General features: G+C 57.9%; 28 protein-coding genes. 16 read left to right on the top strand and 12 right to left on the bottom strand.

Going from position 1 to position 26,714, the window contains the following annotated elements:
* Nucleotides 1–22: 22 nt before the first annotated feature.
* The 3 genes from PK28_RS14860 to PK28_RS14870 form a co-directional block, all read right to left on the bottom strand.
* Nucleotides 23–1,030, bottom strand: coding sequence for a ComEA family DNA-binding protein (locus tag PK28_RS14860; RefSeq protein WP_048826113.1), 1,008 nt, complete (start codon nt 1,028–1,030; stop codon nt 23–25).
* Nucleotides 1,031–1,192: 162 nt separating this feature from the next.
* Nucleotides 1,193–2,092 (bottom strand): SDR family oxidoreductase, encoded by a 900-nt coding sequence (locus PK28_RS14865; protein ID WP_044515160.1) that lies wholly within the window; start codon nt 2,090–2,092, stop codon nt 1,193–1,195.
* 20 nt (nt 2,093–2,112) lie between these two features.
* Entirely contained in the window at nt 2,113–2,757 is a 645-nt protein-coding gene (locus tag PK28_RS14870; RefSeq protein WP_044517302.1) for a peptidylprolyl isomerase, read from the bottom strand.
* Nucleotides 2,758–2,934: 177 nt separating this feature from the next.
* On the opposite strand from PK28_RS14870, the gene PK28_RS14875 reads away from it, so the two are divergent.
* On the top strand, nt 2,935–3,564 hold the full coding sequence (locus PK28_RS14875) for a DUF2238 domain-containing protein (protein ID WP_044515161.1): 630 nt from the start codon (nt 2,935–2,937) through the stop codon (nt 3,562–3,564).
* Nucleotides 3,565–3,620: 56 nt separating this feature from the next.
* Here PK28_RS14875 and hemC read toward each other — a convergent pair whose 3' ends face one another.
* The 5 genes from hemC to PK28_RS14900 form a co-directional block, all read right to left on the bottom strand.
* Nucleotides 3,621–4,559: a hydroxymethylbilane synthase gene (hemC, locus tag PK28_RS14880; RefSeq protein ID WP_044515163.1), complete on the bottom strand. Its 939-nt coding sequence runs from the start codon at nt 4,557–4,559 to the stop codon at nt 3,621–3,623.
* A 223-nt stretch (nt 4,560–4,782) separates the two neighbouring features.
* Nucleotides 4,783–5,913: a DNA polymerase III subunit gene (locus tag PK28_RS14885; RefSeq protein WP_044515166.1), complete on the bottom strand. Its 1,131-nt coding sequence runs from the start codon at nt 5,911–5,913 to the stop codon at nt 4,783–4,785.
* A gap of 22 nt (nt 5,914–5,935) precedes the next feature.
* Nucleotides 5,936–6,244, bottom strand: a complete 309-nt coding sequence (locus tag PK28_RS14890; protein ID WP_156126421.1) for a hypothetical protein — start codon at nt 6,242–6,244, stop codon at nt 5,936–5,938.
* A 162-nt stretch (nt 6,245–6,406) separates the two neighbouring features.
* Nucleotides 6,407–7,651, bottom strand: a complete 1,245-nt coding sequence (locus PK28_RS14895; RefSeq protein ID WP_044515168.1) for a GlmU family protein — start codon at nt 7,649–7,651, stop codon at nt 6,407–6,409.
* A 184-nt stretch (nt 7,652–7,835) separates the two neighbouring features.
* A complete protein-coding gene (locus PK28_RS14900; protein WP_044515169.1) occupies nt 7,836–8,084 on the bottom strand; it encodes a type B 50S ribosomal protein L31 in 249 nt (82 codons plus the stop codon).
* Between the two features lie 290 nt (nt 8,085–8,374).
* Between PK28_RS14900 and PK28_RS14905 the strand changes: the two genes are divergently transcribed.
* The 10 genes from PK28_RS14905 (at nt 8,375) to PK28_RS14955 (ending at nt 17,995) form a co-directional block, all read left to right on the top strand.
* Nucleotides 8,375–8,956 carry a non-canonical purine NTP diphosphatase gene (locus PK28_RS14905; protein ID WP_044515171.1) on the top strand — a complete coding sequence of 194 codons (582 nt, stop codon included), beginning with the start codon at nt 8,375–8,377 and terminating at the stop codon, nt 8,954–8,956.
* A 127-nt stretch (nt 8,957–9,083) separates the two neighbouring features.
* Entirely contained in the window at nt 9,084–9,719 is a 636-nt protein-coding gene (udk, locus tag PK28_RS14910; protein ID WP_044515173.1) for a uridine kinase, read from the top strand.
* A gap of 180 nt (nt 9,720–9,899) precedes the next feature.
* Nucleotides 9,900–10,277 carry a hypothetical protein gene (locus tag PK28_RS14915; protein WP_044515175.1) on the top strand — a complete coding sequence of 126 codons (378 nt, stop codon included), beginning with the start codon at nt 9,900–9,902 and terminating at the stop codon, nt 10,275–10,277.
* Between the two features lie 108 nt (nt 10,278–10,385).
* Nucleotides 10,386–13,376, top strand: a complete 2,991-nt coding sequence (gene secDF / locus PK28_RS14920; RefSeq protein ID WP_044515177.1) for a protein translocase subunit SecDF — start codon at nt 10,386–10,388, stop codon at nt 13,374–13,376.
* A gap of 159 nt (nt 13,377–13,535) precedes the next feature.
* Nucleotides 13,536–14,135: an RNA polymerase sigma factor gene (locus PK28_RS14925; protein WP_231576179.1), complete on the top strand. Its 600-nt coding sequence runs from the start codon at nt 13,536–13,538 to the stop codon at nt 14,133–14,135.
* Nucleotides 14,110–15,543, top strand: a complete 1,434-nt coding sequence (locus tag PK28_RS20540) for a porin family protein (RefSeq protein ID WP_156126422.1) — start codon at nt 14,110–14,112, stop codon at nt 15,541–15,543. The genes PK28_RS14925 and PK28_RS20540 overlap by 26 nt, the downstream gene beginning before the upstream one ends.
* Before the next feature lie 30 nt (nt 15,544–15,573).
* Complete coding sequence (locus tag PK28_RS14940) at nt 15,574–15,936, top strand: c-type cytochrome (RefSeq protein WP_044515182.1); 363 nt, start codon at nt 15,574–15,576, stop codon at nt 15,934–15,936.
* A 24-nt stretch (nt 15,937–15,960) separates the two neighbouring features.
* Nucleotides 15,961–16,518: a YceI family protein gene (locus PK28_RS14945; RefSeq protein ID WP_044515185.1), complete on the top strand. Its 558-nt coding sequence runs from the start codon at nt 15,961–15,963 to the stop codon at nt 16,516–16,518.
* Between the two features lie 11 nt (nt 16,519–16,529).
* Nucleotides 16,530–17,444, top strand: coding sequence for a DUF5777 family beta-barrel protein (locus PK28_RS14950; RefSeq protein ID WP_044515187.1), 915 nt, complete (start codon nt 16,530–16,532; stop codon nt 17,442–17,444).
* A 104-nt stretch (nt 17,445–17,548) separates the two neighbouring features.
* The gene (locus PK28_RS14955) at nt 17,549–17,995 is read left to right on the top strand and encodes a CHRD domain-containing protein (protein ID WP_044515189.1); all 447 of its coding nucleotides are present in this window, start codon (nt 17,549–17,551) and stop codon (nt 17,993–17,995) included.
* A gap of 76 nt (nt 17,996–18,071) precedes the next feature.
* Here PK28_RS14955 and PK28_RS14960 read toward each other — a convergent pair whose 3' ends face one another.
* The 3 genes from PK28_RS14960 to PK28_RS14970 all read right to left on the bottom strand — a co-directional run bounded on the left by PK28_RS14960 (nt 18,072) and on the right by PK28_RS14970 (nt 21,571).
* Complete coding sequence (locus PK28_RS14960) at nt 18,072–18,692, bottom strand: NifU family protein (RefSeq protein ID WP_044515191.1); 621 nt, start codon at nt 18,690–18,692, stop codon at nt 18,072–18,074.
* 95 nt (nt 18,693–18,787) lie between these two features.
* Entirely contained in the window at nt 18,788–19,864 is a 1,077-nt protein-coding gene (aroC, locus tag PK28_RS14965; protein ID WP_044515193.1) for a chorismate synthase, read from the bottom strand.
* A gap of 174 nt (nt 19,865–20,038) precedes the next feature.
* Nucleotides 20,039–21,571: a BatD family protein gene (locus PK28_RS14970; RefSeq protein WP_082017143.1), complete on the bottom strand. Its 1,533-nt coding sequence runs from the start codon at nt 21,569–21,571 to the stop codon at nt 20,039–20,041.
* A 282-nt stretch (nt 21,572–21,853) separates the two neighbouring features.
* On the opposite strand from PK28_RS14970, the gene PK28_RS14975 reads away from it, so the two are divergent.
* From PK28_RS14975 to PK28_RS14995, 5 genes are all read left to right on the top strand, one after another.
* Nucleotides 21,854–22,570: a ferritin-like domain-containing protein gene (locus PK28_RS14975; protein ID WP_044515197.1), complete on the top strand. Its 717-nt coding sequence runs from the start codon at nt 21,854–21,856 to the stop codon at nt 22,568–22,570.
* 23 nt (nt 22,571–22,593) lie between these two features.
* A complete protein-coding gene (locus PK28_RS14980) occupies nt 22,594–23,409 on the top strand; it encodes a ferritin-like domain-containing protein (protein WP_044515199.1) in 816 nt (271 codons plus the stop codon).
* A gap of 235 nt (nt 23,410–23,644) precedes the next feature.
* Entirely contained in the window at nt 23,645–24,310 is a 666-nt protein-coding gene (locus PK28_RS14985) for a ferritin-like domain-containing protein (RefSeq protein ID WP_048826116.1), read from the top strand.
* Nucleotides 24,311–24,337: 27 nt separating this feature from the next.
* Nucleotides 24,338–25,261: a ferritin-like domain-containing protein gene (locus PK28_RS14990; RefSeq protein WP_156126423.1), complete on the top strand. Its 924-nt coding sequence runs from the start codon at nt 24,338–24,340 to the stop codon at nt 25,259–25,261.
* A 213-nt stretch (nt 25,262–25,474) separates the two neighbouring features.
* The gene (locus PK28_RS14995; protein ID WP_044515201.1) at nt 25,475–25,672 is read left to right on the top strand and encodes a hypothetical protein; all 198 of its coding nucleotides are present in this window, start codon (nt 25,475–25,477) and stop codon (nt 25,670–25,672) included.
* A 4-nt stretch (nt 25,673–25,676) separates the two neighbouring features.
* On the opposite strand, the gene queG is transcribed toward PK28_RS14995, so the two are convergent.
* Entirely contained in the window at nt 25,677–26,636 is a 960-nt protein-coding gene (queG, locus tag PK28_RS15000; protein ID WP_044515202.1) for a tRNA epoxyqueuosine(34) reductase QueG, read from the bottom strand.
* Nucleotides 26,637–26,714 lie beyond the last annotated feature (78 nt).

The following is a 26,714-nucleotide window of genomic DNA, read 5'->3' on the forward strand; positions in this document are numbered from 1 at the left end:
CGAAGCGTAGCGCTGAGGTTGCTTAAAAGCGCAGGTAAGGCCGCAGCTTTTCCAGAGTGGCCGCATCTAAAACGCGGATGGGGCGCAAATCATCGGCTTGCCGGAAAGGGCCATGCTGCTCTCTGTAGGCAATTAGCACGCGGCCCAGCCGCAGACCCACGTAGGGGTGGTCGCGCAGCGCCGCCAAGTCCGCCTGATTGATGTTTAAGGAAGCTGGCGTATAGCCTTCCTTCACAAACGTGTACTTGCGCAGGCTGTCTACCAGGTCGGGGGCCAGGTTAAATATCTCTGCCAGCTGCTCTTCCCGCACAAAGCCACCCAGCCGCTCCCGGTAAGCCACTACCCGTGCTGCCAGCCGCCGCCCCACTCCCCTGATTTGCTGGAGCTGCGTTGTGTCCGCCGCATTTAAATCGAAGGGTGCCAGATTACGGGGTTTGCGGGCGTAGCGGGTGGCCGCTGGCAAACCGCCATTAGCACTGCCGGGTTTGTCTTTCCACGCCGGATAATCAGGGCGGCTGGGCCATGCCGTTTTAGTGCGGGGCGGTTCCTGGTCCGGGAGTTGGATATAGGGCGCCAGCCGCGCATACACGGCCGGCTCCAGCCCGTAGGCTTTCTGAATCTGGGACTTGGCTTTGAAGCCACCCACTGCCTCCCGGTAGCGCACCAACCGGGTGGCCACAAAGCCCGGGACGCCGCGGGCTTCCCAGTCCGGGGCGGTAAGCGTATTGGGATTGAAGGGCACCAGCGCCACGTGCGCTACCGAAGGCCGGGCATACCGGGGCCGCTGGGGCCACGTTTTCCGAAATCGGGGTTCACGATTAGCAGCCAGCTTGGCGGCTACCTGGTTTAGCTCCTGCTGGTCGGCGGTAGCATCATACTCCGACAGGGCGGGCTGCAGCAAATAAGGCAGCGCAAGCCACAAGGCCATCAGTGCCAGTAGAAAGAGAAACCCGTTGGTTTCCGCACGGGAAAAGCCAAAATACCGGCGGATAGCCCGCTTCAGGGCTCCACTAGGGCGCTTGTTAGTCACAACACAGGAATAATAACGTTAACAATCAACCAGCTACCAATCGGTGTGAGCTATCAGTAGCAATAGAGAAATAGCGCGAGAAATGATAAAGAACGAAGGAGGTAAATCCAGGGTTTTTACACTGCTTCCGCCGCTCATTATTTCAAGCGGGTAAAATTCAATTTAAGCTGTTTGCCGGGCCAGCAGCGCAATACCTTCCTCAAAAGTGTGGGGCCGGTAGCCCAGCTCCTGCCGGGCCTTGGCAATGATGAAACCCGTGCGCGGCGGGCGGCGGGCCGGCTGCGTAAACAGACTGGCATCTACCTTCTGAATGAGTAACTTATCCAATTGAAAGTAGTCGGCCACGCGGATGGCCATTTGGTAGGGCGTGAGTACTTCCTCGCTACTGATGTGAAAGATACCGGTGGCATTCTGCCGGGCGGCCAGCCAGCAGCCCTGGGCCAGATCCTCGGCCAGTGTGGGCGTGCGAAACTGATCATCTACTACCTGAATGGTTTTGCCGGCCCGGAGCGAGTCGCGCACCCAAAGCACGATGTTGGTGCGGCCGTAGTCGTGGGCGGTGCCATACACCAGCACCGTGCGCAGAATAGCCCACGGTCCGGGGCTGGCCTGCACCAGCTTTTCCGCCGCCAGCTTGCTTTCCCCATAAAAATTGACGGGCGCCGGCACGGCTTCTTCGCTCAGGGGGCCTTCTTCCCCACTGAAAATAAAGTCGGTACTCACATGCAGCAGGTGGATTCCCAACTGCGCGCAGGCTTCTACCAGATATTCTACCGCCGTTACGTTTTGCTGCCAGCAGGCTTCCTGGTTCAGCTCGCACTCATCCACGTTGGTCATGGCGGCGGTGTGAATCAGGTGCGTGGGGCGCTCTTGCGTCAGGATCTGCTGCACCTGCTCCTGGCTGGTTACGTCCAGCGGCACAAACCGCACCTCAGGATAGAGCGAGGCCAGCTTATTGGCGCCGCGCGAGGTAGCTATGAGCTCAACCCCGGGCTGCTGCCGGAGCAGGGCTACTAGTTTCTGCCCCAGCAGGCCATTAGAGCCCGTAATAAGTATGCGCATACCGCTAGCTGTGCTCGTGTTTATTGGTACTGATAGCCGTAGAGCTCGGTAATTTTCTTCTTCTTGAGCTTCTCCACTTTCACCGTCATTTTGATGTCGGTCAGGGGCCGGTCACGCTCATCTTTGGGCTGCTGCGCAATTTTATCAATGACGTCGAGGCCGCTGATTACCTGGCCGTACACGGTGTAATTGCCATCGAGGTGGGGCGTGCCGTTGTGGTTCTGCACAATGTAGAACTGCGAGGCGCTGCTGGCTTTGGTGGGGTTGGCAAAGTCGCCCTGGCGGGCGGCGGCTACCGCGCCGTATTTGTGGTGCAGCTCGGGACGGATTTCGGCGGGAATGGTTTTCTCGCCAGCCGGGCCCATGCCGTCGTTGCTGGGGTCACTGTCCTTCGTGTTCGGGTCGCCGCCCTGAATCATGAATTGCGGAATAATGCGGTGAAAGGTAGTGCCGTTATAAAAGCCGCTTTTGGCCAGTTTCAGGAAGTTGGCCTTGTGGGCGGGCGTCACGTCAAACAGCACCAGCCGGATATCTCCCTGGGAGGTACTGATGGTGACCAGCTCATCTTTTTTACTGGATTTAGGTTTTTTGGCAGCCTGCACGGCCGCCGCCATCATCAAAAGAAACAGCCCAATCAGCAGGGCCCGGCGAGAAACAGTATTCATATAGCGCGTAAAAGAGGTACACTTGCCCAAGGCCTACGGGGCCGCCCGGGGTGCGGTTCCGGCCGGAAAGTAACCCGAGGCATCCACATGGAGTAAAGGGCTGAAATCTGGTGGCAAGATATCTACTTTCCCCGCCGGACACACGCCTTGCTGGCCTCTCTCCCCTAGTTCTTCTTTATGGACCACGTCCTACCCGCTCTCACCGCCACGCGCAACACTTCCTGGTTTCCCAAGTTGCTGCTAGCGATTTACCTGATTGAATTTGTGGTACTGGGTATTAGCCCGGCCGAGCGCGGCACCTGGTGGGCCGAGAACCTGCCCATTTTTCTGATTGTAGTGGCATTGGTGGTGTTGTACCTGCGCGGCGTGCAGTTCTCCAATCTGGCCTATGCCCTCATGAGCGTGCTGATTTTCCTGCACACGGTGGGCGGGCATTATACCTTCGAAAAAGTGCCCTTCGATTGGTTTAATCAGCTATTTGGCTTCAAGCGGAACATGTACGACCGGGTGGCGCACGTCTCGGTAGGCTTCTTCGCCTATGCTCTCATTGAGTACACCGACCGGCGCCACCTCATTAGCAGCCGCATTATCAGCTATCTGTTTCCGCTCTGCGTGATTGGTACCGTGGCCATGGCCTACGAAATTATTGAGTGGATCTATGCCGTAACGGCCGGCGGCACGGCCGGCGCCGCCTTCCTGGGCAGCCAGGGCGACATCTGGGACGCGCAGAAAGATATGCTGGCCGATACCAGCGGGGCTATTCTGGCGCTGTTGCTGTACCGGGTGACCAACAGTAATGAGATATAAAAAGCTATTTCCCCTCCTCATCTGAGGAGGAGAAATAGCTTTTTAGCTTTCTAGATTTATTCTGCACTTCTCTCCTGCCGGATAGCGGCCAGAATCTCCTGGCCGCCCCGGCTCAGCACGCTTTCTGCCACGCGCACGCCTAGCTCTTCGGCGTGCTGGGCGTTGGCGGTGGTGAGCTTTTCATCAATATAATGCTCGCCGTTGAGGCTGATGAGGCCCCCGTGCAGTTGCAACACGCCTTCCAGCCCAAACGTGGCCAAAGCAAACGACGGAATACTGCAGCCGCCTTCCATGGTGCGCAGGAAAGCGCGCTCGGCCAGCAGACAAATGTGCGTGGCCTGGTGGTCCAGCGCTTCCTTGAGCTGCGCTTTCAAGTCAGCATTTAGGCTGCGGGCGCACTCAATGGCTACGCTGCCCTGGCCGGTGGCCGGCACAAACTGCGTTTCGGGCAGTACGTGCCGAATCAGGCCATCATACTCCATTCGGTGCACGCCGGCGTAGGCCAGCACCAGGGCATGGTATTGGCCTTCCTCCAACTTGCGCAGGCGGGTTTGCAGGTTGCCGCGTGACTCTGCCGTAGTGGCGTTAGGGTAAAAGCGCTGCAGCATGGCTTTGCGGCGCGTGCTGCTGGTACCCAGAATCAGGTCGGGGCGGTGAATATCGAAGGTGGTATCGAAGCTCACCACTACGTCATTCACCCGCTCCCGGCGCATAAAGGCCAGCAGCTCCAGATCTTCGGGAATAGAGCTTTGCACGTCTTTGGCGCTGTGCACGGCAATATCTACGTGGCCCGTGCGCAGGCCTTCCTCCAGCTCCTCGGTGAACACACCTTTCGCCCCAATCTTATCCAGGGAGCGGTCCAGCACTATGTCGCCTTTAGTGGTGATGATGACTATTTCGGTGGCCAGGCCGGCTTTCTGCAGCTCGTCGGCTACGTGGTTGGCCTGCCACAGCGCCAGCTTGCTGCCTCGGGTACCTATGCGGATGGGCTTCATCAATTCCTCGATATCAGGTTAAAAATTCTTCGCCAACAGCCTGTAGATAATGGGCTGCGGCGGCGCTGCTGAAAAAACTTTTCCGGCTACGGAAGCCGGACAATGGATTTTCATTTTCTTGCGCCCGGCAAAGGTACAATGCCGTGCTTTTGGGCTTCACCTATAGCTGGTTTAGCAGCTACTATAGTTATTTACCAATCTGTATTTTTCTGCCGTAACACGCTCAGGAGGCGGTTTTCAGCAGCTCTCCCACCCGCAAAGAGGTATCCAGGAACACCATCTTTGGGTTGGCGTTGCGCTCAATGTGATAGTGCGCGTCGTTCAGCTCCCGCGTGAGCAGGTCGGCGTTGCGGGGCGTTACAAAGCGGCTGAAGCCTTTCATGAACTGCTCTTCCTTGCCGGCCAGGTGCGGCACCAGTTGGGCATCAATGCCAAAGAGCAGCACTTTGCGCAGCACCACCAGGGCGTAGTGCAAAAACTCCTTCTGGTTCTCGCGGCCCAGCTTCTGGAATTCGTCGCTTTTAGCCAGCATGTCATTCACTTTGTAGCTGAAGCACATGCGCATCCAGGCCACAAAAAACTCGAAGTAGTCCTGGTCGGTGGCGGCTTCGCGCAGGGTTAGCGCCAGGCCGGGGCGGCCTTCGGCCAGCTGGGCAATCTGCCGGGCTTTCACCTCGGGCACCTGGTGCGCGTCGCGCAGCCACTCGGTTAGCTCGTCTTCAGATAAGGCGCGCACCACCACGGGCTGCACCCGGCTGATGATAGTGGGCAGCAGCTGCTCCGGCGCGTGACTCACCAGCAGAAACACGGTGGCGGGTGGCGGCTCTTCCAGCAGCTTGAGCACAGCGTTGGCCGCGGCCGGGTGCATGAGCTCGGGCAGCCAGATAATTACGATTTTAAATTTGGCCTCGAAGGCTTTCAGCGACACCAGCTTGAGCAGCTGCAGGCTTTCTTCCTTGGAGATGCTGCCCTGCTTGTTTTCAGCCCCAATGTGCTGCATCCAGTCGTTGAGGCCCTGGTAGGGGTTCTCCAGCACAAAGGCGCGCCACTCGGCGGCAAACTTGCTGCTTACGGCATCCTTAGCCACCGTTTTGGTAGTGGTGACGGGCAGAATGAAGTTCAGGTCGGGGTGAATCAGCTTGTCGATTTTCTGACAGCTGGGGCAACGGCCGCAGGAATCCTCGGGCTGCTGGTTTTCACAGTTCAGGTAGGTAGCGTAGGCCAGGGCCAGCGCCATAGCTGCCGAGCCTTCCGCCCCGCGAAACAGCTGCGCATGGGCTACGTGCTGGCGCTGTACACTCTGCAGCAGCAGTTGCTTGACGCCTTGCTGACCAGGAATTTCGGAAAAACGCATTGTTTAGTTATGCTCTTGAAATCTAAAGCCTGCTTAGGTCGCGGGCGGTTAGGCGGAAGTGTTTGCGACGCAGCCTACTGCGGATGTCAGCCGGAATCGACCAACCTTCTTGGTAGCCTTTAATAACGGCGGCTTCCCTCTCGGCGCTAAAGCGCAGCATCTGCCAAGTACCTACCACCGTCGGTACACCGCCATGTACTATGGCCGCTGTGGCCTTTTCCGATTTTGACCCAATGGCCCGCCAACCTACACTTTCATCGTAAGCCACTTCTGCGCCGGTAGCTACCCAACCCGCGCCGCTGCCGCGCTTTTGCGCAAACAGCTTATGCACTGCAAACACTGTGTCCCGCCCTTGCCCGAAACCAGGAAGCCCGCAGAATAGCAGTAAGCAAACGAGTCCGTATTGTTTCATAGCAAATTACTACTGGTGTTTATACTGACTTAAGAATACCCTGATAAGAGTGCACTGTTGCGGCCCGCGCACACTACTTGTTTATAGCTCCACGTTGGTTTGCGGTTCAGTAGGTAGTACTGCCCGCTCCCACACCCGGTCTTTGGCCGTGGCGCCGTACACTTCCAGCATAATGCCCTGCTCAACGGCATCATAAGGCAGCTGGCGGCGTGCCATCACGCGCTCAGCTACTTCCGCCACTTTGGGCAGCTTAAAGGTTTCGAAGCCAGCCGGGCCGCCCCAGCTGAAGCTGGGAATGAACGTGCGCGGGAAGCCAGCCCCGAAGATGTTGGCTGCCACGCCCACCACCGTGCCGGTGTTGAACATGGTGTTGATGCCGCACTTGCTGTGGTCGCCCATCATCAGCCCGCAGAACTGCTGGCCGGTGTTCACGAAACGGCCCACGGCATGGCTCCAGATTTTTACCGGGGCGTAGTTGTTCTTGAGGTTGGAGGTGTTGGTATCGGCGCCCAGGTTGCACCACTCGCCAATCACGGAGTTGCCGAGGTAGCCATCGTGGCCTTTGTTGGAGTAGCCCAGCAGGATGCTGTTGCCTACTTCGCCGCCCACTTTGCAGTGCGGGCCCACAGTATTGTCGCCGCGCATTTTGGCGCCGGGGTTGATGTGGGAACCTTCGCAGAGCGCCATGGGGCCGCTGATAATGGCACCTTCGTGCACCTGCGAGCTTTTACCCAGGTAAATCGGGCCGTTTTCCGCGTTCAGAATAGCGGCCCTGATCTTCACACCTTCCTCAATGAAGATGTTTTCGGCGCCGTACACAATGGTATGCGCATCGCCCACGGGCTGCGACTCACGGCCTTCGGTGAGCAGGGCGAAGTCGCGGCGGATTTCGCTGCCGTTGCGCAGGAACAGGTGCCAGGGGTGGCGCAGCACCGTTACGGGCTCCAGCACATTCACCACGTTGGGAAAGCCCTTTTCGTAGAGCTCGGTCAGGGAAGTGCTGTTTTCCACGCAGGCGGCTACTAGGGTATCATCGCACATAAGGGCCTGCCCGGGCTGCAGATTCTGTACCTGCTTTGCCAGCACGTCATCGGGGCACACGGCGCCGTTGATGAGCAGTGCCTGTCCATCCGTAACGGGTGCGGCGGGAAACTTGGCCTGTAGGTAAGCCTCGGTGAGGTAATAGATTTCTTCCAGCTTCAGGCGATGCTGCCACTTTTCGGCTACGGTGAGAATGCCGCAGCGCAGCGCCGCCACCGGGCGCGTGAAGGTGAAGGGCAGCAGGTGCGGCCGAATAGCAGGGTCGTCGAAGAAAAGAACAGTCATGGGAGGAGCTTTTGGCTGGTAGCTGCTGGCTGATGGCGGCAAACCACCGGGAACGTCAGCCAGCACATACTTTCAGCTTCAAAATTGGCAAATAAAAAACTCCCCTCAGCAACTGAGGGGAGTTTCTCAAATTTTCTCAACAAAACCACTGCGCCAGGCCCGGGGCCGGCGCCGGTAAGTTTCGTTAGGCTTTCTTCTGGTAGCGGTTGCGGAACTTCTCTACGCGGCCAGCAGTGTCGATAAACACGTTTTTGCCGGTGTAGAAGGGGTGCGAGGCCGAGCTAACTTCCACCTTGATGACGGGGTACGTCTTGCCATCTTCCATCGTGATGGTCTCGTTCGAGCTCATCGTCGAACGGGTGATGAATTTGAAGTCGCTCGACGTGTCCTGAAACACCACTTCGCGATACTGGGGGTGGATGTCTTTTTTCATGATGGGGATACCCGTTAAAATCTAGTCTGCCTGCCGATTTTGCGGAAGGGAGTGCAAAGGTACATCCTAACGGCGGATTTCAAAACCAAAGGCTTGCTTTTTCCGGTTTTTGCGCAGGTTCCCGCCTTCTTCTTCCCTAATCGGGCGTTTTATCCTGAAAACCAATGGGAAGAAGATGTATAAACCACCGTTAGTTTCTGTGGCTTGGATGCTTTTTTTGCCTGAAGATCTGCATTGGCTTTACCTTCGTCCCTCGTCTTTTACCTTCTTCCTTTACTTACAGTACTGCCATGCGCCTTTGCTTTGCTTCCAACAATGCCCATAAGCTGGACGAAATCCGGCCTTTGCTGCCGGCCGGCGTAGAACTGCTCAGTCTGGCCGACATTGGCTGCGCGGAAGAATTGCCCGAAACCCAGGAAACACTGGAAGGCAACGCCCGCCAGAAGGCTGAATACGTGTGGGAGCACTACGGCGTGGCCTGCTTCGCCGATGATACCGGCCTGGAAGTGGAAGCGCTAAACGGTGCCCCGGGCGTGTACTCGGCGCGCTATGCCGGCCCCCAGCGCAATGCGGCCGATAATGTGGCTCTGCTGCTGCAGGAACTACAGGGCCAGCCCAACCGACGGGCTCAGTTCCGCACGGTGGTGGCCCTGGTGCTGCCCGATGGCCGCCGGCCCGTATTTGAAGGCGCCGTGGAAGGCCAGATTACCGAAGAACTGCACGGCGAAGGCGGCTTTGGCTACGACCCGGTGTTCCGGCCGGAGCAGCACCAGCGCACCTTTGCGGAGATGCCGCTGGCCGAAAAAAACACCATGAGCCACCGGGCCCGGGCCGTAGAAAAGCTGGTTGCGTTCCTGCGGGAAGAATTATAAGAGGCTGACTTCTAACGGGGAAACGGACGCGGCCGGAGGTAATCTTTTGGGAGGCTGCCGGGGCTAAGCGGCAAAATGCCTACTTTTGCAGGGTTGGCCCTGCCGGTACGGGCCTCCAACCCACCCCATGCAACATCCTTATATTGTCGGTATCACGGGCGGTAGCGCCTCCGGCAAAACCACCTTTCTGCGCCGCTTGCTGGCGGCTTTTCCTAAAGAGGAAATCTGCCTCATTTCGCAGGACAACTACTACCACCCGCGCGAAACGCAGACGGTAGACAGCAACGGCGTCACCAATTTCGACCTGCCTTCCTCCATTGACTCGGCGGCCTACGCGGCTGATGTGCTGCAGATCAGCAAGGGCCTGGAAGTGCGGCGCCCGGAGTACACCTTCAACAACCCCGGGGCCGCGCCGAAAGAGCTGGTGTTTACGCCGGCTCCTATTGTGGTAGTGGAAGGCATTTTCGTTTTCTACTTTGAGGAGGTAGCCAAGCTGCTGGATCTGAAAGTATACATCGATGCCGAAGAACACGTGAAAGTGCTGCGCCGCATTGTGCGCGACCGGGACGAGCGGGGCTATGATCTGGAAGACGTGCTCTACCGCTACACGCACCACGTGGCCCCCACCTACGAGAAGTACATCAAGCCCTTCAAGCAGGACGCCGACATCATTATTCCCAACAACCGCCACTTTGATAAGGGCCTGGACGTGCTGGTTTCGTTTCTGAAAACCAAAGTATCCGCCAGCGCACAGTCCGCTTAAGGCGCTTAGTTTAATCCATTAAAACCGAGCAGCTCTATCCGGGCTGCTCGGTTTTTTTATGGCCGGCCGGGGCTGGCGACAATCCTGATTTGGGGCTGGCAGGCCGGAAAAGCAGGCTAGTTTTCCCGGCGGCTTTCGTCAAGCGGCTGATTTGGCTATATTTGCACTCCTGATTTTCTGATGACGCTGACTATCACCACGTTTGTACCGCGCCTGCGCCTGATGCTGCTCTCCTTCACTCTGCTGTGGGTGCTGGGGCTGAACCATCAGGCGGTAGCTATGCTTCGCTTGCCGGAGCCGCTGGCGGCACGGGCTGCCCGCGTAGGCGCTACGCCCCGGGCAGCGGTGGTGAAGCAGAAAGTAAGCTTTGAAGCCACGGCGCCGCTGGGCACCTGGCTGGCTCCGGCCACCGATGCCTGGCTGCCGGTTGTGCGCCCCCTGGTGGGCTGGCCCCTGGCAGCGGCCTCGTTGCTGCCTGTTCCTGCACGTGCGCCGGCTGTTAGCAGCACGTTCTGCACCCGGCTGCTGGGCACGTCGGTTTCGCCGCACGCCCCCTAGCGGCCCTGGCTTCTGCTGCCGTGTCTGGTGGCCTGCTGTTGCGGTAGCGCATGGCGGGCTGCGCCCAGCACTCCCCTCGTTTTTTAGACTACTTTTTCTTCCTAGTTAATGCGTAATAAAGGACTCATTATCACGCTCACGGTTATTGTATCCGTGCTGTGTGCCTATTTTTTGATGCTCACGTTTGTCTCGCGCAACGTGCAGCAGAAAGCCGTGAACTATGCCACCCGCAACGGGCGCGTAGATCAGCAGCAGCGGCAGCACTATCTGGACTCCGTATGGCGGGCGCCGGTATTCGGCCCCCTCACTTATCGTGATGTTCGCGAGAAGGAGCTGGGCCTCGGCCTTGACCTGAAGGGCGGCATGCACGTAACGCTGGAAGTATCGCCGGTGGAGATTGTGCGCGCTATGTCCGGCAACTCCAAAGACCCCAAGTTCAATAAGGCTATTCAGCGTGCTCAGGAGCTGCAGAAGGCCAACCCTACTACGCCCTTCACGGCCCTGTTTGCGCAGAGCTTCCGCGAGGTGGCGCCCGGCGACCGGCTGGCCCGCATTTTCGCTAACACCACCAACAAGAGCCGTGGTATCGATTTCAACTCTTCCGATGAGAAGGTAATTGCTGCTATTGATAAGGAAGAGGAAGAAGCCATTGACCGCTCCTTCAACATCCTGCGCACCCGCGTAGACAAGTTCGGCGTAAACCAGCCCAGCATTCAGCGGGTGAAAGGCACCGGTCGCATTCAGATTGAATTGCCCGGTGTAGATAACCCCGAGCGTATCCGCAAGCTGCTCCAGGGCCAAGCCAAGTTGGAGTTCTGGGAAGTATGGCGCACGGATGAATTCGCCCCGTATTTCAACCAGCTGAACGAAGTTCTGACGGCGCAGGAAGCGGCCGGCAAAACCACCGCTACAACCTCTACGGCTGCTACCGTTACGGACAGTACCTCGGCCACTGCCGCCGGCGACTCTACCTCCCTGGCCAGCCAGCTGGCCAAGAAAAAAGACACCAAATCTACTGCTGACACCGCTGCCGCGCAGCAGAGCAGCCAGCTGGCGCGTTTGTTCACCATGCCCGGCGCCCTGGGTTCTAATGTGCGCGACACCGCCCGCGTGAATGCCCTGATGCGCAGCCCCGAAGTGCGCGCCGTACTGCCCTCCAACCTCACCTTCCTGTGGGATGTGAAGCCCAGCGTAATCGACGGCCAGGAGTACCTGCAGCTGTACGCTATCCGCAAAACCCGCGAGGCGACGGCCCCGCTGGGTGGCGACGTGGTATCGGATGCCCGCCAGGATTACGACCAGGGCGGCCGCCCCGAGGTTTCGATGCAGATGAACCCCTCGGGCGCCAAGAAGTGGCAGCGTCTCACGGCCAGCAATATTGGTCGTCAGGTAGCTATTGTACTGGATGACAACGTGTACTCCGCCCCCGTGGTGCAGTCGGAAATTGCCGGTGGCAACTCCAGCATTTCGGGCAACTTCACCATTGAAGAAGCGCAGGATTTGGCCAACGTACTGAAGGCCGGTAAACTGCCCGCTCCTACCCGCATCGTGGAAGAAGCCGTAGTAGGTCCGTCGTTGGGTCAGGAGGCTATCAACCAGGGTCTGTTCTCCTCGCTGGCTGGTCTGGCTATCATCATGATTTTCATGGCCGCTTACTATGGTCGTGCGGGTCTGGTGGCTGATGCGGCTCTGCTCTTCAACGGCTTCCTGATTATGGGTGTGCTGGCGCAGTTTGGTACGGCCCTTACCCTGCCCGGCATTGCCGGTCTGGTGCTCACCTTCGGTATGTCGGTTGATGCCAACGTACTGATCTTCGAGCGTATTCGGGAAGAACTCAACCACGGTCTGCACCTGAAGGACGCCATTAACAAAGGCTACGCCCGCGCTTTCTCGGCCATCTTCGACTCCAACGTAACGACGATGCTGATTGCCGTGATTCTGGGCTTCTTCGGTACGGGTCCGGTACAGAGCTTTGCGGTAACGCTGGGCATTGGCGTACTCACCTCGTTCCTGTCGGCCGTATTCGTGTCGCGTCTGATCATTGAGTATCTGACCAAAGGCAAGGACACGAGCAAGATTCAGTTCACCACGTTCCTGTCGCGGAACCTGTTCCAGAACCTGAATTTTGACATTGTGGGCAAGCGCAAGTACGCTTATACCTTCTCTACGGTGTTCATTGTTATCGGCTTTGTGCTGATGTACTTCCAGGGTGGTCCAAACCTGGGTGTTGACTTCCGCGGTGGCCGTTCGTACATCGTTGACTTCAACAAAGCTGAGGTTGCTTCCGACGTGCGCATTGCCCTGGAGAAAGACTTCCAAGGTGCCGGTACCGAGGTAAAAACCTTTGGCTCACCCAACCGTCTGCGCATCACTACCGGCTACCTGGCTGATGACGAAAGCGTAGGAGCGGACAAGAAAGTAGAGCAGGCCCTGCTGAACGGCCTGAAGAAATACGGCGCCGACCAGCCCCAGATCAAGAGCACTTCCAAAGTAGGCGCTACCATTGCCGACGACATCAAGAAGACCTCGATTCTGAGCCTGGGCCTCACGCTGCTGGGTATTTTTGTGTACGTGCTGTTCCGCTTTGAGAAGTGGCAGTACTCGATGGCGGCCGTAGTGGCGCTGTTCCACGATGCCCTGCTGGTAATTGCGGCCTTCCCCATTGCCCGTCTGTTTGGTCTGAACTATGAGATGGACCAGATTTTCGTGGCGGCTGTGCTGACGGTTATCGGCTTCTCCATGAACGATACGGTGGTTATCTATGACCGTATCCGGGAGTATCTGCACGAGAACAAGCACCTCACGTTTGCCCAGGTGGTAAACCCGGCGCTGAACAGCACCTTCTCCCGTACCATGATTACCTTCACTACGGTATTCCTGGTGGTATTGGTACTCTACATTTTCGGGGGCGAAACGCTGCGCTCCTTCTCCTTCGCCATGATTGTAGGGGTAATTTTCGGCACGTACTCGTCGCTGTTCATTGCCACGCCTATTATTCTGGACACGTACGGCCGCAAAGAGGCCCGCGAGCGGGGTGTGGAGCACACCACGGAAATTGCCGATGCCGGCGCCCCCAAGCTCTCGACGACGGTTCAATAGTCTATCCGACTTCCTTTTTGAAAAGCCCGGCCCTATGGCCGGGCTTTTCTGCTTTTAGGCCAGCTCCACCGCAGGTATTGCTCTGATTTTCTGATAACTTATAGTAGGCAGGCAACCATCGACCCGCTTTCTGCGAGCTACCTAAAAAAAGCCTTTCCCGTGAATGCGCAGCCTCCTATAGACCCGGAACAGCTGCCCGCCTTGCTGGCGGGCTGCCGCCGTATGGAGCGCGCCAGTCAGCGGCAGCTCTACACCCGGTTCTACAGCTATGCCCTGAGCATCTGCCTGCGCTATGCCCATCATCGGGAGGCCGCTATGGAAGTGGTAAATGATGGATTCATGAAGCTATTCCGCGACATCGGGCGCTTCGACCCGGGCCGCTACGAGCTGCAAAGCTCGTTTCAGGGCTGGTTGAAGAGCATCATGATTCACACGGCCATTGATTATTACCGGGCTCAGGTAAAGCAACAGCAGCAGCTAGCCCTGGAAGAAGCGGCCTACGCCCGCGCCGATGCCGCGCCCACTCCGCTGGACAACCTGGCCTACGAAGACCTGACCGCCCTGATTCAGCAGCTCACACCCGCCTACCGCACGGTATTTAATTTATACGTGCTGGATGGTTTCACCCACGAGGAAATAGCCCGGCAGCTGGGCATTTCGGTGGGCGCCTCCAAATCAAACCTTTCCAAAGCCCGGGGTCATTTACGGGAGTTTTTGCAACGCACCAATCACTATGCCCACGCCGAATCTATCGGATGACGAGCTGGATGCGCTGTTCCGGCGCACTACCGTGGCATACCCTGCGGCAGACGCCACGGAGGGCTGGCAGCGCATGGAGCCGCAGCTCAACGGCCTGGTGCGTTATCAGCGGGCTATGCGGCAGGTGGTGCGCTGGTTTGTGGCGGAGCTGGGGCTGATTTTCCTGCTGTTAGTAGGCTGGTTTACGTACCTGCCGCGCCTACAGGCGCCCACGGCCCCGTCTGCGGCTTCGGCTGCCGGAAGCCGGCCGAAGCCAGCTGCCAATGATTCCCGGCCCTGGCAAGCTTCGCATCACTTATTCCGGCCCTCTGCCCGGGCGAAAGCAGCTGATACCAGGAGCAAAACCCAGCCGCAGCTTTCCTTAGGTCCAATAACGCAGGTGACCCAGCCGGGTGCGGTAACGTCTTTGGGAAAAGCAATGCTGCGCCACTCCTCGTTGCCTGCTAATGGCGTTTTTATAGCTGGATTGGATACCAGAAAACGAACAAAAGCCAGACAGGAAGCCTCGGGAAAATCAGACGTATTACATTCCCTTTCGGCCAGTAGCACGCTTCTCCTCGGCTTGCCGCCCACTTCCGCTTCCTATGCGTCTGCATCAGATGTAGCAGTGGTTTCGGTGCCCGCCGCTGCCGTTGTGCTTCCTTCAACTCCACCAGAACCGCCTGCGGCCTCGTCTGATTTCCCATCAGCGGAAACCGTTTCCGCGCCATCCGTTACAGACTCAACTGTGGCGTCCGCGCCGCCCGCATTGGTTGCTGTGGCCCCTCAGGCTACCACTAATCTCCTTCCGAAACTGCGTAAAAGGCCTACTTACCGCCTGGGTGTGGCAGTGCAATATGCGCCGGAGGTAAGTGCCGTGCGCGTGTCTGAGATAGAAAAAACCGGCCGGGACGTGGGTGTGCAGCTGGAATACTTTTTTACGCCCCGCCTCAGCCTGAACACTGGCCTGCTGCACGCCGTGAAGCGCTACGAAACCCGCGGCTCTGACTACCACATGGCCTACGGCAAAGCGCCCCTGGACCGGGTGTATGCCGTGTGCGGCATGCTGGATATTCCCTTAAACCTCCGTTACGCGCTGCTTTACCGGCCCACTTACCAGGTATTTGCCAGCGCGGGTCTCTCGTCACTACTCATGCGCGACGAGCAATATGAGCTTTGGTATACCTATGCTAACGAGCCGGTGCGCCGCACCAGGCAGATAGTAAATGGCAGCAATCATCCGCTAAGTATCCTGAACTTCTCGGCCGGGTATGAGCGGCAGGTGCAGGCGCGCTGGGGCCTTCGGGCGGAGCCGTTTATCAAAGTTCCGTTGGGCGGTGTGGGCTATGGCAAGGTGAAGCTGAGCAGCGCCGGCGTGCTTTTCTCGGTGCAGTACCGTTTGCTGCCGCCCGCCTTACAGGTGAAGTAGACTATCCACCTTATATAAATCCTTTATTCTATGTTACTCCGACTGTTTTTGCTGGGCGGGGCGCTCAGCCTGGTCAGCGGCTGCGCCTATGATAACGCAGAAGAGCTTTTCCCGGCGCCCGCCTGCAACACTTCCGCCGTTACGTACCAGGGCACTATTGTGCCCATTCTGCAAGCCAACTGCCTTTCCTGCCACAGCAGCGCCACGGCCGAAGGTGGCATTGTGCTGGAAGAGGCGCACGAGGTACAGCACCTGGCCGAGCATGGTACCCTGCTAGGCGTGGTGACGCACGCTCCAGGCTTTCCAGCCATGCCTAAAGATGCCCCTCAGCTAAGCGCCTGCGACATTGAGGCCATTCGGGCCTGGGTAGCCGCCGGGGCGCCGGATAATTAGCCTCTCACTCTTTCCCTTGCAGCTATGAGACTTCTCGGCATTGTTTTTCTCTCGTTTCTGCTACCGCTGGTGGGCTTAGGGCAGGAGCGGTACATGACCCACAGCGGGCATATCAGCTTTTACTCCTCGGCGCCGCTGGAAGATATTGAGGCGAAGAGCCAACAGGCCGGCGGCGTCATCGACCTCAGCACCGGCCAGCTGGCCTTCTCCGTTCCCATGAAATCCTTTGTATTCCCCAACGGACTGATGCAGGAGCACTTCAATGAGAACTACGTGGAATCGGACCGCTACCCCAAATCCACCTTTGTGGGAAAGCTATTGGGCTTTAATGCGGCCACCCTGCCAACCAGTGGCCCACAGCCAGTGCAGGCCGAAGGCGACCTGGCCATTCATGGCGTAACGCACCGGGTACGGGTGCCCGGCACGCTGGAGCTGCGCGGCAATGGCCTGCAGCTACAGGCAAAGTTTAACGTGGCGCCCGCCGATTACAATATTATAATCCCCCGGCTGGTGCGCGAGCATATTGCCAAGTCGGTGGAGGTAACCGTGAATATGCTTTGTCCGCCAGTTCCTCAACCTTAAGCTATGCTGCTATGCGGTGTCGGTATGTGTTTTCCCTTCTGGTTCTCCTCACGTCAGCCCTGCTTTCCTTCCGCAGCCGGGCGCAGGATACGAACAGCGACTTGCTGCGGCAGCTCAACCAGCAAGTGCCCGCCGATAGTGCCGCGCCGGTAGCGGCCACGTTTAAAGGGACGCGCGTTATCAACGGGCAATCTGTAGAAACACCCCGGGCGCACGTTTTGCTGTTTTTGATTTCTCACCGCTTTGGTCCGCTGAATAGTGGCGCTTACAACTTTTTTGGGCTAGATCAGGCCACCATCCGGCTGGGACTGGAATACGGCATTACTGACCGGCTGGCCGTAGGGATTGGGCGCAGCTCCCTGGAAAAGACTTTTGATGGATTTGCGAAATACCGACTCCTGCGGCAGCAAACCGGTTCCCACTCCATGCCCGTTTCGGTTACGCTGCTGGGCACTACGGCTCTCACCAGCTTGCGCTACGGCGGGCCGGAACGGCCTTTCCGCACGCGCCTGGCCTACACCGGGCAGGCGCTGGTGGCCCGCAAAATTTCGAATGGGCTTTCCTTACAACTGATGCCCACCTTTATGCACCGCAACCTGGTGGACACCCCTCATGACCAGAATGACGTGTGGGCGCTGGGTGTGGCCGGACGCCAGAAGCTAACCCAACGGGTGGCCTTCACCGCCGAATACTACTATGTTTTGCCCGGCGCTACGGCCACTGATTTCCGCAATTCCCTGGCGCTGGGCTTCGATATTGAAACCGGCGGCCACGTGTTTCAGCTGCACGTGACCAACGCCCAGGGCATGATTGAGCCGCTGTTTATCCCCCGTACAACAGGCAATTTCTTTGATGGGGACATCTTCTTCGGCTTTAATATCTCCCGGGCCTTTGCCTTGGGCGGCGAGCCAGGCCGCAAGTGGTAAGTACCTGGGGAAGAACTATCTGAGCATGTGCTATTGAAAATGCCGGGCTTTTGCCCGCAGCAAACTCTATTGCCTTCTTTTCTCACCCCTAATCTCCTACGCTCATGAAAACTTCCTTGTATGGATTTGGCTTGCTACTGGCCCTAGCGGCTACTACACCCGCCTGCGACGATGATGAAGATACCAAGTTGAATAATAACACCACCGTGCAGGTGCAAGCCACCCTAACCGGAGCTCAGGAGGTGCCCGCCACGCCTTCTGCTGCCACCGGAAGCCTCACGGGCACTTACGATAAGAACACGCGCCTGCTCACCTACACAGTTACGTATCAGGGAATCACCCCCACGGCCGGGCATATTCACCAGGCCGCTCCGGGGGCAAGCGGGCCCATTATGGTTCCTTTTGACGATGTAAGCGCCTCCCCCATTACCGGCTCCGCTACCCTTTCAGCAGAAAATGGCGCCAAGCTGCTGGCAGGCGAAACCTATGCTAACCTGCATACGCCTGCTTACCCGAGCGGTGAAATCAGAGGCAACATCACCGCGGAATAATAGCCCTCAGCAGCCCTTACATGCAAAAAGCCCGGCCATTTCTGGCCGGGCTTTTTGCTGAATTGCTTCAGAATACTTAGTGAGCCGTAATGCCTTCGGCTACCACCTCGGTTACTTCGGGTACCATGCGCTTCAATAGGTTTTCAATGCCTGATTTCAGCGTAACGGTAGCGGAGGGGCAGCCGGAGCAGGAACCCTGCAGGTTTACGGTTACCACACCTTCTTTATAGCTGCGGAAGGTAATGTTGCCACCATCCTGCTCCACGGCGGGGCGCACGTAGTTTTCCAGCAGGTCAATTACTTTTTGGCTGATTTGCTGGTCCTGCTCCGAAGAGTCGCCGGCAGCGGCCGTCTGGGCCGCTTTGTGCTCAGCGGTGGGGTCTACGGTGAAGATGGGGCCACCGGCCTCTACGTACGATTTCAGGAAGGTGCGCAGCTCGGGAATAAGCTGCGTCCACTGGTGCTCGGAGGTTTTGGTGATGGTTACGAAGTTCTGCGCGATAAACACGCGGCCCACGTAATCAAAGTTAAACAGCTCCTGGGCCAGCGGCGAATTGGCGGCGGCTTCTACGTTAGGATAGTCTACGCTTACACCTTCGCTTACCAGCGTGGCGTTAAGCACAAACTTCATGGACTCCGGGTTGGGCGAGGCTTCGGCGTAGATGGAAACCGGCGCAGTGGGGGAAGTAGTATTCATAAGAAAAGGAAGGCTTAGGAATCAGCGGAAACTGGTAGATCCGGCAGTACAACAAGGAACCGGCGGCAGAAGTTACAAAGGTACGCAGCAAGAGCTTATACCCGGTTAGCGCGGGCCCGCAACAGCATATCGGCCAGCACTAAATTGGTCATGGCATCTACAATGGGTACGGCGCGCGGCAGCACGCAGGGGTCGTGGCGACCCCGGCCGGCCAGGGTAATTTCCTCGCCCTGATCGTTAATAGTGGCCTGGGGCTGCAGAATGGTGGCCACGGGCTTAAACGCTACCCGGAAATAAATTTCCTGCCCGTTGCTGATGCCGCCCTGAATGCCGCCGCTGTGGTTGGTGCGGGTACGCACAGCGCCGGCCTCATCGGTGTAAAACTGGTCGTTGTGCTCCGAGCCGAACAGCAGCGTACCGGCAAAGCCGGAGCCGTATTCAAAAGCCTTTACGGCGTTGATGCTCAGCATAGCTTTGCCCAGCTCGGCGTGCAGCTTATCAAACACCGGCTCGCCCAGGCCGGCGGGCACGCCGTGTACCACGCCGGTTACTACGCCACCTACAGTGTCGTGCCGGTCGCGGGTTTGACGGATGAGCTCAGCCATGCGCTCAGCGGTTTCCGGGTGGGGGCAGCGCACCAGGTTGCTGTCAATAAGCCCCAGGTCCAGCTGCTCGTGCCCTACCGGCACCTGCACGGCCCCTACTTGTGATACATAACTTTGGGCCACAATGCCGTGCTGGCGCAGGAAAGCGGCGGCAATGGCTCCGGCAGCCACGCGTGCGGCAGTTTCACGGGCTGAGCTGCGGCCCCCACCCCGGTAGTCGCGGCGGCCGTATTTCTGATCGTAGGTATAGTCGGCGTGCGAGGGGCGGTAGGCGTGCTCAATGTGGGAGTAGTCGTGGCTGGCCTGGTCCTGGTTGCGGATGAGCAGGCTGATGGGCGTGCCGGTGGTGTAGCCGCCAAACAGGCCGGACAGCACCTCTACCTGGTCAGCCTCTTTGCGGGGCGTGGTCAGGTCACTCTGGCCAGGGCGACGACGGTCCAGGGCGGCCTGGATTTCATCGGTGCTCACGGCCAGCCCCGCCGGGCAACCATCCAGGATAACGCCAATGCCGGGCCCGTGCGATTCGCCGAAGGTGGTAATGCGAAACAGGCGTCCGTAGGTGTTCATAGGGTAAAATATGTGAGGTGGTGATATAGTGAGTTTGACGGGGTGCTTGTACAAATGGCACAATCATGGGGGCACCTCAAACTATGAAGCTGTTGGATTTGCGGTACCGGTGGCTCAAATGGCGCAAGTTGTGCAGACGGAACGGCAAACTCACCATTTCACCTCCTCACTATCTCACCTCTGTCCGCGCCACCAGCCTACTACCGCCAGCAGGAACAGGCCAACCAGCAACAGGTTGGCGTAGCGGCGCACAAAGTCGGGGGTGTGCAGGGGCCGCAGCGTATTATCATAAGTAAACAGCCGCGACTCATAGTAAGGGTCGGTGGTGCGGGCACTGAGGGTGCGCAACGGGCGCGGCGCCCCTTTTACCACTACGCGCAGCTCGGGGCGCAGCGTAGCATAGCGCGCGGCCACCGGGTCAAAAGTCAGAATAGAAAACAGGCTATCCAGCGGCACGGGGCCGGGCTGGCGGGCTATGAGGCGGTAGCGGAACGTTTTGCGGCCACCCACGCGGCCGCCCGAGCGGGTAGTTTCCTGCTGCACCTCGGGGCCATATATTTCCAGCCCGGGGCGGGGCGCCGGCGCCGGGGCCTGAATGGCCGTCAGGTTGCCTTCACCTTCTATCCGCAGGGTATAAGTGAAGGCCTGGCCCGTGCGGAAGTTGGTCCGATCAATAGACTCCAAGAGCCGGTAGGAACCCACCACGGCTTCGTCGCGGCGGGGGTGCGGCGGCAGGGGCTTCACGGCCACGGTACGCGGCAGGGAGAAAAACGTTTTGAGCCCTTCCATCCGGTTATCCAGGCCGGGCTCGGGCTTTTTGGCCACCCTATACTTTACCATTTGCAGGGCCACGGCGGGCAGCTGCAGGGCGCGGGGCGTAAGGGGGTAATACTGGGCCTCGTAGAGGCGGTAGCGCAGATAGGGCTTGCCGCCTACTACGGTGGCTTCGGGCAGCACCTCCTGCTCATCAAAGGGCTCTTCCCACACGGTGGGCTGGCGCAGCTGGCGCAAAATGCCGGGTAGCTGGCTGGAGAAATTATAAAAGTTGAGCAGGCCCTGGTCGGCGGGGGTCAGGTAGAAATAGAGGCCCACGTGCACGCCCTCGCCCACATACACGCTGGTTTTATCGGGGGCCACGGCCAGGAAGGCATTGTCGCGCGGCTCCACAAAGTCCTGGGGCTTGGGCTTGCCGAAGAGCTGATCCAGCAGACCGATGCCGGGGGCCACGCCGCCGGGCGGGGGCGCGGAGGCCGCCTGCTGGGCCAGCACTTTCAGCGTGGCGCCCGCCGAGCGAACCGCCTGCCCATTGATGGTGAGCGAAAAGGGATTCAGCACAAACTCGCCCTCTTTAAAAGCCGCGTAGCGCTGGCTAATGGTCAGCTCCGTGGTGGTTTGGCCATTGATGATGCGCGTGGTAGTGGTGCTGGACTTCCCGCTTTTCTTGAAGCCTTCGATATCCGGGAAAGCAGAATACCGCTCCAGTGGTGCCCCCGCCAGCTTAAAGCTGATGGTGAAATACTCATTTATGGGAAAGGCGGCCGGGCCCAGCACAAGGGTGGCGGTGCCGCTTGGGGTGGCTGATGCGGCTGGGGCAGGAACCGCCGTAGCGGGAGGAGCCGTGGCAGGCGGCGTAGTAGGCTGCGCCCCCACCACCAGCGGCAGCAGCAAGGCAAAACTCAAGCACAACCAACGAAACCCGGATATCATACCACGCCAGCAAAGCAGAACGTCAAAGCTACATAAAAGCTTGCGGAACGCTTTCCTATACTCTCTATCAGCATTTTACAGAAGAATTACAAGCAAATATTAGATTATACCGCAGCTAATGTGTACAAAATTCAGGCTTTAGGCAATCCACTTTGCTGAGGAGGTCGTAAGTGAGGTCAGATTCAGGATTTCTCGGGTTTAGCACTGAAAAACAGGCTTCTAGCGTGTGCTGACTTTGTATTGCCTGAAGTTTCCTATTCATCATCCAATTATCCAACACTCATGTCAAAAGTACTCCATTCCGGTGAGGAGGAAGCAGGTTTTGCCGCTCCCCTGACCGCCCCGATTCAACGCCGCTCCTTCATGATGTACAGTGGTGCCGCCGTTGGTATTGCAGCGCTGGCTTTATCGGGCTGTGATGATGATGAAGATAACAACATGACTCCAGCCGACGGCACGGTTGACCTGGGCACGGGTGATATCGGCGTATTAAACTACGCTTATGCTCTGGAGCAGCTCGAAGCTGCTTTCTACGCCCAGGTAATTGCCAGCCCCTACGACAGCATCAGTGCGGACGAAACCAAGTTCATGACGGCCATTGCCAAGCATGAGGCCATTCACCGCGACTTTTTCAAAGCGGCGCTCGGCAGCAAAGCCATTAAGGGCCTGACCCCCGATTTCAGCAAGATTGATTTTAAGAGCCGCACTTCGGTGCTCACCTATGCCAAGACCTTCGAGGACCTGGGTGTAGCGGCCTACAACGGCGCCGGCAAGCTCATCAAGGACAATACCTACCTGCTGCTGGCCGGTAAAATTGTATCGGTAGAAGCCCGCCACGCAGCTTATATCCGTGACCTGATCAATAACGGGGACTTCGCCTCTGATGATATCGTGGATCCGGCTACGGGTCTCGACAAAGCCATGGAAGTGGCGGATGTGCTGAAGGCTGCTCAGCCCTTCATCAAAGAAACCATCAGCGGAAGCAACGTAGGTAAATAACTCACCCCTGAAAAACGAACCCCATGAATCTTTTTCATATCCTATCTGAACTGGAGAAAGTAGAGCCTGAAACGATGGCGAAGCTGAACTCGCGTCGCGACATCTTCTCCTCCCTGGCCTCTATGGGCAAGAAAGCCGCTCTGGCTGCTGCCCCTATTGCCATTGGCTCGGCCTTCAACAAGGCCATGGCCGGCACCAAAGACGTGTTTGACGTTTTTAACTATGCCCTGTTGCTGGAATATCTGGAAGAAGACTTCTATGCCCAGGCTCTGAACAAAAGCGGCCTGATTCCCGCCGGCGCGGCCACTGGTGCCATTCAGCTGATTAAAAAGCACGAATCTGCCCACGTAGCGCTGCTGAAAGGTGCGCTGGGTGCTAAGGCCAACCCCCGGCCAAAAGGCTTCGACTTCGGTCCTGCTTTCGATACCTATGCCAACTTCCTGGCCTATGCCCAGTCTTTGGAAGACACCGGCGTACGGGCCTATAAAGGCAAAGCCGGCGAAATTAAGGATGCCGGTAACCCGAACGACTACCTCACCGTGGCCCTGCAGATTCACTCGGTAGAAGCCCGTCACGCCTCGCACATTCGTGCTATGCGCCGTGCCAGTGGCGTAATGCAGGCCAACTGGATTACCAATGCCGAAGCCAACGGCGCCGTGGCCGCCGTATATGGCCCCGGAAAACCAGCTACTACTTTCCCTTCTGAGGCCAACGTAATGCAGGGCGGCGTAGACCTGACCACTTTGGGCTATACCAAAGAGCAGGTAAGCGAAGCCTTCGATGAAGGCCTGGATCAGGAAACGGTAGTAAGCATTGCCGGACCCTTCATTCAGTCATAAGACTGCTATAGTTATCCTACCTTCTGTTATAAAAAAAGGCTGCTCTCCTGGGCAGCCTTTTTTTGTGCAGTAGGCGGTTTGCAACGTTACCGGGGCAGCGCGACTCCTGTGGTTGGGCGTCCCGGTTTATCGGGTTACCTTTGTTTTATCCGGCCCCGTGTGGTGGCTGGCATTTGCTGGCTGGTGTTCAATGCCAATGTCTGATTCTGGAGCTACTTCTTTGCTGACGCGCGCAATGCAGCGTCGTTCTTTCTTTCAGGTGGCCGGGGCGGCCGCCGCAACCTCGGCCCTGCTGCTGGCAGGCTGCAAAGACAATACTGTAACGCCCACCGAGCCCAAACTGGCGCTGGAAAGCGGCGAGAAAGGCGTCCTCACCTACGCTTATATTCTGGAGCAGCTGGAAGCCGCATTCTATCAGAAGGTAGTTGCCGCGCCGCCTACTGATTTCAGCACCGAGGAAAAAGCCATTTTCCAGCAGCTTTACGAGCACGAGGTGTTGCACCGGGAATACCTAGGGCAGGTGCTTACTTCTTTGGGTAATACGCCGCCGGCCAATCTGGAATTCTCGTTTACCACTCTCCCGCTGAGCACCCGCGCCGGCGTACTGGAGGCGGCGCAGCAGCTGGAAGACCTGGGCGTAGCTGCCTACAATGGCGCTGCCAAGCTCATGAACACGCCGCTTTTGCTCACTGCCCTGGCTAAAATTTCTTCCGTGGAAGCCCGGCATGCTGCCCTGGTGCGCGACCTGCTCCAGCCCGGCTCGTTTGCCGGCGCTGATGTGGTAGCCACTTCCGGCGACCTGGCCGGCCTTGATGACAGCAAAACGCCTCTGCAGGTGCTGGTAGAGGTAAATAAGTTCTCCGTCATTCAGATTTCGGGCGCGGAGCTGCCCACGGCTTAATTCTCGCGGCTTTTCTCTTTGTATAGCATGAATATTCTTCAACTTCTGGCCGAGCTGGCCGAGGCGAACCCCGCAGTATACGAGCAGGCCAGTCAGCGCCGTGCTATTCTGGGCCGCCTGGGCTCTATGGGCGCCAAAGTGGCGGCTACCAGCCTGCCGCTGGCCGCCGGCAGCCTGCTGTTTGCTACGCCGGCGCAGGCCCGCAGCACTCCTTTGGATGTGCTGCAGTTTGCCCTGGTGCTGGAACACCTGGAAAACGACTTTTACCGCACCGCACTGGGCTTGCTGGCCAAGGCTGATGGCACTAAAGTACCGGCCGGCTTTATCCCGGCCGATGTGCGCCCCGATTTCGTGACCATTCAGGAGCACGAGCAGCAGCACGTAGATTTCCTGACCAAGGCCATTACCAGCTCCGGTGGTGTGCCCGCTGCCAAGCCCACCTTTGATTATACCGGCAGCCACAACGGCTCACAGTCGGCGCTGTTCCCGGATGTATTTACCAACCTGGATACCTTTCTGGCAGTAGCGCAGTTTCTGGAAGATGCCGGCGTGCGCGCCTACAAAGGCCAGGTAACCGCCCTGCAGAGTGATAATGGTATACTGGAAGCCGGCGTGCGCATTCACTCCGTGGAAGCCCGCCACGCCTCGCACATTCGCACGCTGCGGCGCCAGCGCCAGGCGGCCGGCGCCCCCGATGCTATTCGCAGCTGCGTAGGCCCCGGCGCCAGCGGCAGCCCCCTGCCCGGCAAAACCGACCTGGCCTATGCCGGCGAAGACCAGCTGACTCAGCCCATTTCCAACTTAAGCAAGGTTACCTTCTCGGAGCTAACTACGCTGGCGCCGGTGTTTGGCACCGATAGCGCCCGCCTGCAGCGGGCCGTGCAGGAAGCCTTTGATGAGCCCGTAACCACGGAGCAGGCCAGCGCTATTGTGGCAATCTTCACTTACTAGCTTTCTAAGCTCAACACTAGTTAAAAAGGAATGGTGAAAGCCATTCCTTTTTTATTGCACCAGGAATTATACTTGCATCCATCGGGTTTTTAGTTGTATATTTCTCCAAATAAACCATCTACGGATCCTCGGTCGCAGTCTTTTTTCATTAGCTGCGTATACGCCCCTACTTACCCAATTTTCTCACTCCGCACTATCCAAAACGCATTTTCCATGCTGGAGTACGCCAAAACAATCTTGACAAAAGTTAGCTTCGATAAAATCCTTTTTGAGAAAGAGCTTCGGAAGGCCCTGCGTATGCTAGGGAGCGAGGAGTTGCACCAGCTGAAGACCTGGTGCTACCAGAAATTTGCTCGTATTTATCAGAATATCCTGAACCGCGTGTTCGCGCAGTTCAGCCCGGCAGTTTAGCCCGTTACCCGGCGGTTTCGGCCGCGTTATTTTCTTCCCCCGTTACAAACCGAATAGTACGGGTAAGGCCCGCATAGCCCGTCCGTTTCACCGCCGACTGCCGGAATAGCTCCGAGAATAACTCGTGCGTTATTTCCTGCCAGTCGGTGGTGCGGAGGTCCTTTAGCCCCGGGTGCGGGTTGAACTGGGGCTCCTGGTGGGGTTTGGCAAAGCGGTTCCAGGGGCACACATCCTGGCAGATGTCGCAGCCAAACACCCAGTTTCCCAACTTGCCTTCCACTTCCCGCGGTATCTGGTCCTTCAGCTCAATGGTGAAATAGCTGATGCATTTACTGCCGTCTACCACGTAAGGCTCCGTAATGGCCTGCGTGGGGCAGGCATCCATGCACTTGGTGCAGGTGCCGCAGTAGTCTTTTATGGGCCCGTCGTAATCCAGCGCCACGTCCACAATCAGCTCGGCAATGAAGTAGAAGGAGCCGATGCCGGGCGTAATGAGGTTGGAGTTTTTGCCTACCCAGCCCAGCCCGCTCTTTTTGGCCCACACTTTATCCATTACGGGGGCCGAGTCTACGAACACGCGGCCGCCTACCTCCCCTATTTCCTCCTGCATATCCTGCAGCAGCGTTTTCAGCTTGTCTTTGATGACGAAGTGATAGTCGCGGCCGTAGGCGTATTTGCTGATTTTGAGGGTATCGTCGGGCTGCTGGTCTTCCTGGGCGGGATAGTAGTTCAGCAGTAGGGAAATGACGGATTTCGCCCCTTCTACGAGCAGGCGCGGGTCCAGGCGCTTATCAAAGTGGTTGGCCATGTAGCCCATCTGGCCGTTCATCTGGCGGTTCAGCCAGTTCTCCAGGCGCGGCGCTTCTTCTTCCAGAAATTCAGCCTTGGAGATACCGCAGTACATAAAGCCCAGCTCCGCCGCCCGGCGTTTAATGAAAGCAGTATAATGGGCGGTAGGCAGCATGGCGGTTAGAGTAGGGAACTACAAAAATACGGCATTCTGTTCCCCTTCCCACTTTCTGTTTTAGCCCGGTAAATGGCC

Source organism: Hymenobacter sp. DG25B (genome assembly GCF_000801315.1).
Lineage (GTDB): Bacteria > Bacteroidota > Bacteroidia > Cytophagales > Hymenobacteraceae > Hymenobacter.

Coding starts and splice junctions, on each gene's coding strand:
- PK28_RS14865 (WP_044515160.1), bottom strand. CDS start 2,092: ATGCGCATACTTATTACGGGCTCTAATGGCCTGCTGGGGCAGAAACTA.
- PK28_RS14870 (WP_044517302.1), bottom strand. CDS start 2,757: ATGAATACTGTTTCTCGCCGGGCCCTGCTGATTGGGCTGTTTCTTTTG.
- PK28_RS14875 (WP_044515161.1), top strand. CDS start 2,935: ATGGACCACGTCCTACCCGCTCTCACCGCCACGCGCAACACTTCCTGG.
- hemC (WP_044515163.1), bottom strand. CDS start 4,559: ATGAAGCCCATCCGCATAGGTACCCGAGGCAGCAAGCTGGCGCTGTGG.
- PK28_RS14885 (WP_044515166.1), bottom strand. CDS start 5,913: ATGCGTTTTTCCGAAATTCCTGGTCAGCAAGGCGTCAAGCAACTGCTG.
- PK28_RS14895 (WP_044515168.1), bottom strand. CDS start 7,651: ATGACTGTTCTTTTCTTCGACGACCCTGCTATTCGGCCGCACCTGCTG.
- PK28_RS14900 (WP_044515169.1), bottom strand. CDS start 8,084: ATGAAAAAAGACATCCACCCCCAGTATCGCGAAGTGGTGTTTCAGGAC.
- PK28_RS14905 (WP_044515171.1), top strand. CDS start 8,375: ATGCGCCTTTGCTTTGCTTCCAACAATGCCCATAAGCTGGACGAAATC.
- udk (WP_044515173.1), top strand. CDS start 9,084: ATGCAACATCCTTATATTGTCGGTATCACGGGCGGTAGCGCCTCCGGC.
- PK28_RS14915 (WP_044515175.1), top strand. CDS start 9,900: ATGACGCTGACTATCACCACGTTTGTACCGCGCCTGCGCCTGATGCTG.
- secDF (WP_044515177.1), top strand. CDS start 10,386: ATGCGTAATAAAGGACTCATTATCACGCTCACGGTTATTGTATCCGTG.
- PK28_RS20540 (WP_156126422.1), top strand. CDS start 14,110: ATGCCCACGCCGAATCTATCGGATGACGAGCTGGATGCGCTGTTCCGG.
- PK28_RS14940 (WP_044515182.1), top strand. CDS start 15,574: ATGTTACTCCGACTGTTTTTGCTGGGCGGGGCGCTCAGCCTGGTCAGC.
- PK28_RS14945 (WP_044515185.1), top strand. CDS start 15,961: ATGAGACTTCTCGGCATTGTTTTTCTCTCGTTTCTGCTACCGCTGGTG.
- PK28_RS14950 (WP_044515187.1), top strand. CDS start 16,530: ATGCGGTGTCGGTATGTGTTTTCCCTTCTGGTTCTCCTCACGTCAGCC.
- PK28_RS14955 (WP_044515189.1), top strand. CDS start 17,549: ATGAAAACTTCCTTGTATGGATTTGGCTTGCTACTGGCCCTAGCGGCT.
- PK28_RS14960 (WP_044515191.1), bottom strand. CDS start 18,692: ATGAATACTACTTCCCCCACTGCGCCGGTTTCCATCTACGCCGAAGCC.
- aroC (WP_044515193.1), bottom strand. CDS start 19,864: ATGAACACCTACGGACGCCTGTTTCGCATTACCACCTTCGGCGAATCG.
- PK28_RS14970 (WP_082017143.1), bottom strand. CDS start 21,571: ATGATATCCGGGTTTCGTTGGTTGTGCTTGAGTTTTGCCTTGCTGCTG.
- PK28_RS14975 (WP_044515197.1), top strand. CDS start 21,854: ATGTCAAAAGTACTCCATTCCGGTGAGGAGGAAGCAGGTTTTGCCGCT.
- PK28_RS14980 (WP_044515199.1), top strand. CDS start 22,594: ATGAATCTTTTTCATATCCTATCTGAACTGGAGAAAGTAGAGCCTGAA.
- PK28_RS14985 (WP_048826116.1), top strand. CDS start 23,645: ATGCAGCGTCGTTCTTTCTTTCAGGTGGCCGGGGCGGCCGCCGCAACC.
- PK28_RS14990 (WP_156126423.1), top strand. CDS start 24,338: ATGAATATTCTTCAACTTCTGGCCGAGCTGGCCGAGGCGAACCCCGCA.
- PK28_RS14995 (WP_044515201.1), top strand. CDS start 25,475: ATGCTGGAGTACGCCAAAACAATCTTGACAAAAGTTAGCTTCGATAAA.
- queG (WP_044515202.1), bottom strand. CDS start 26,636: ATGCTGCCTACCGCCCATTATACTGCTTTCATTAAACGCCGGGCGGCG.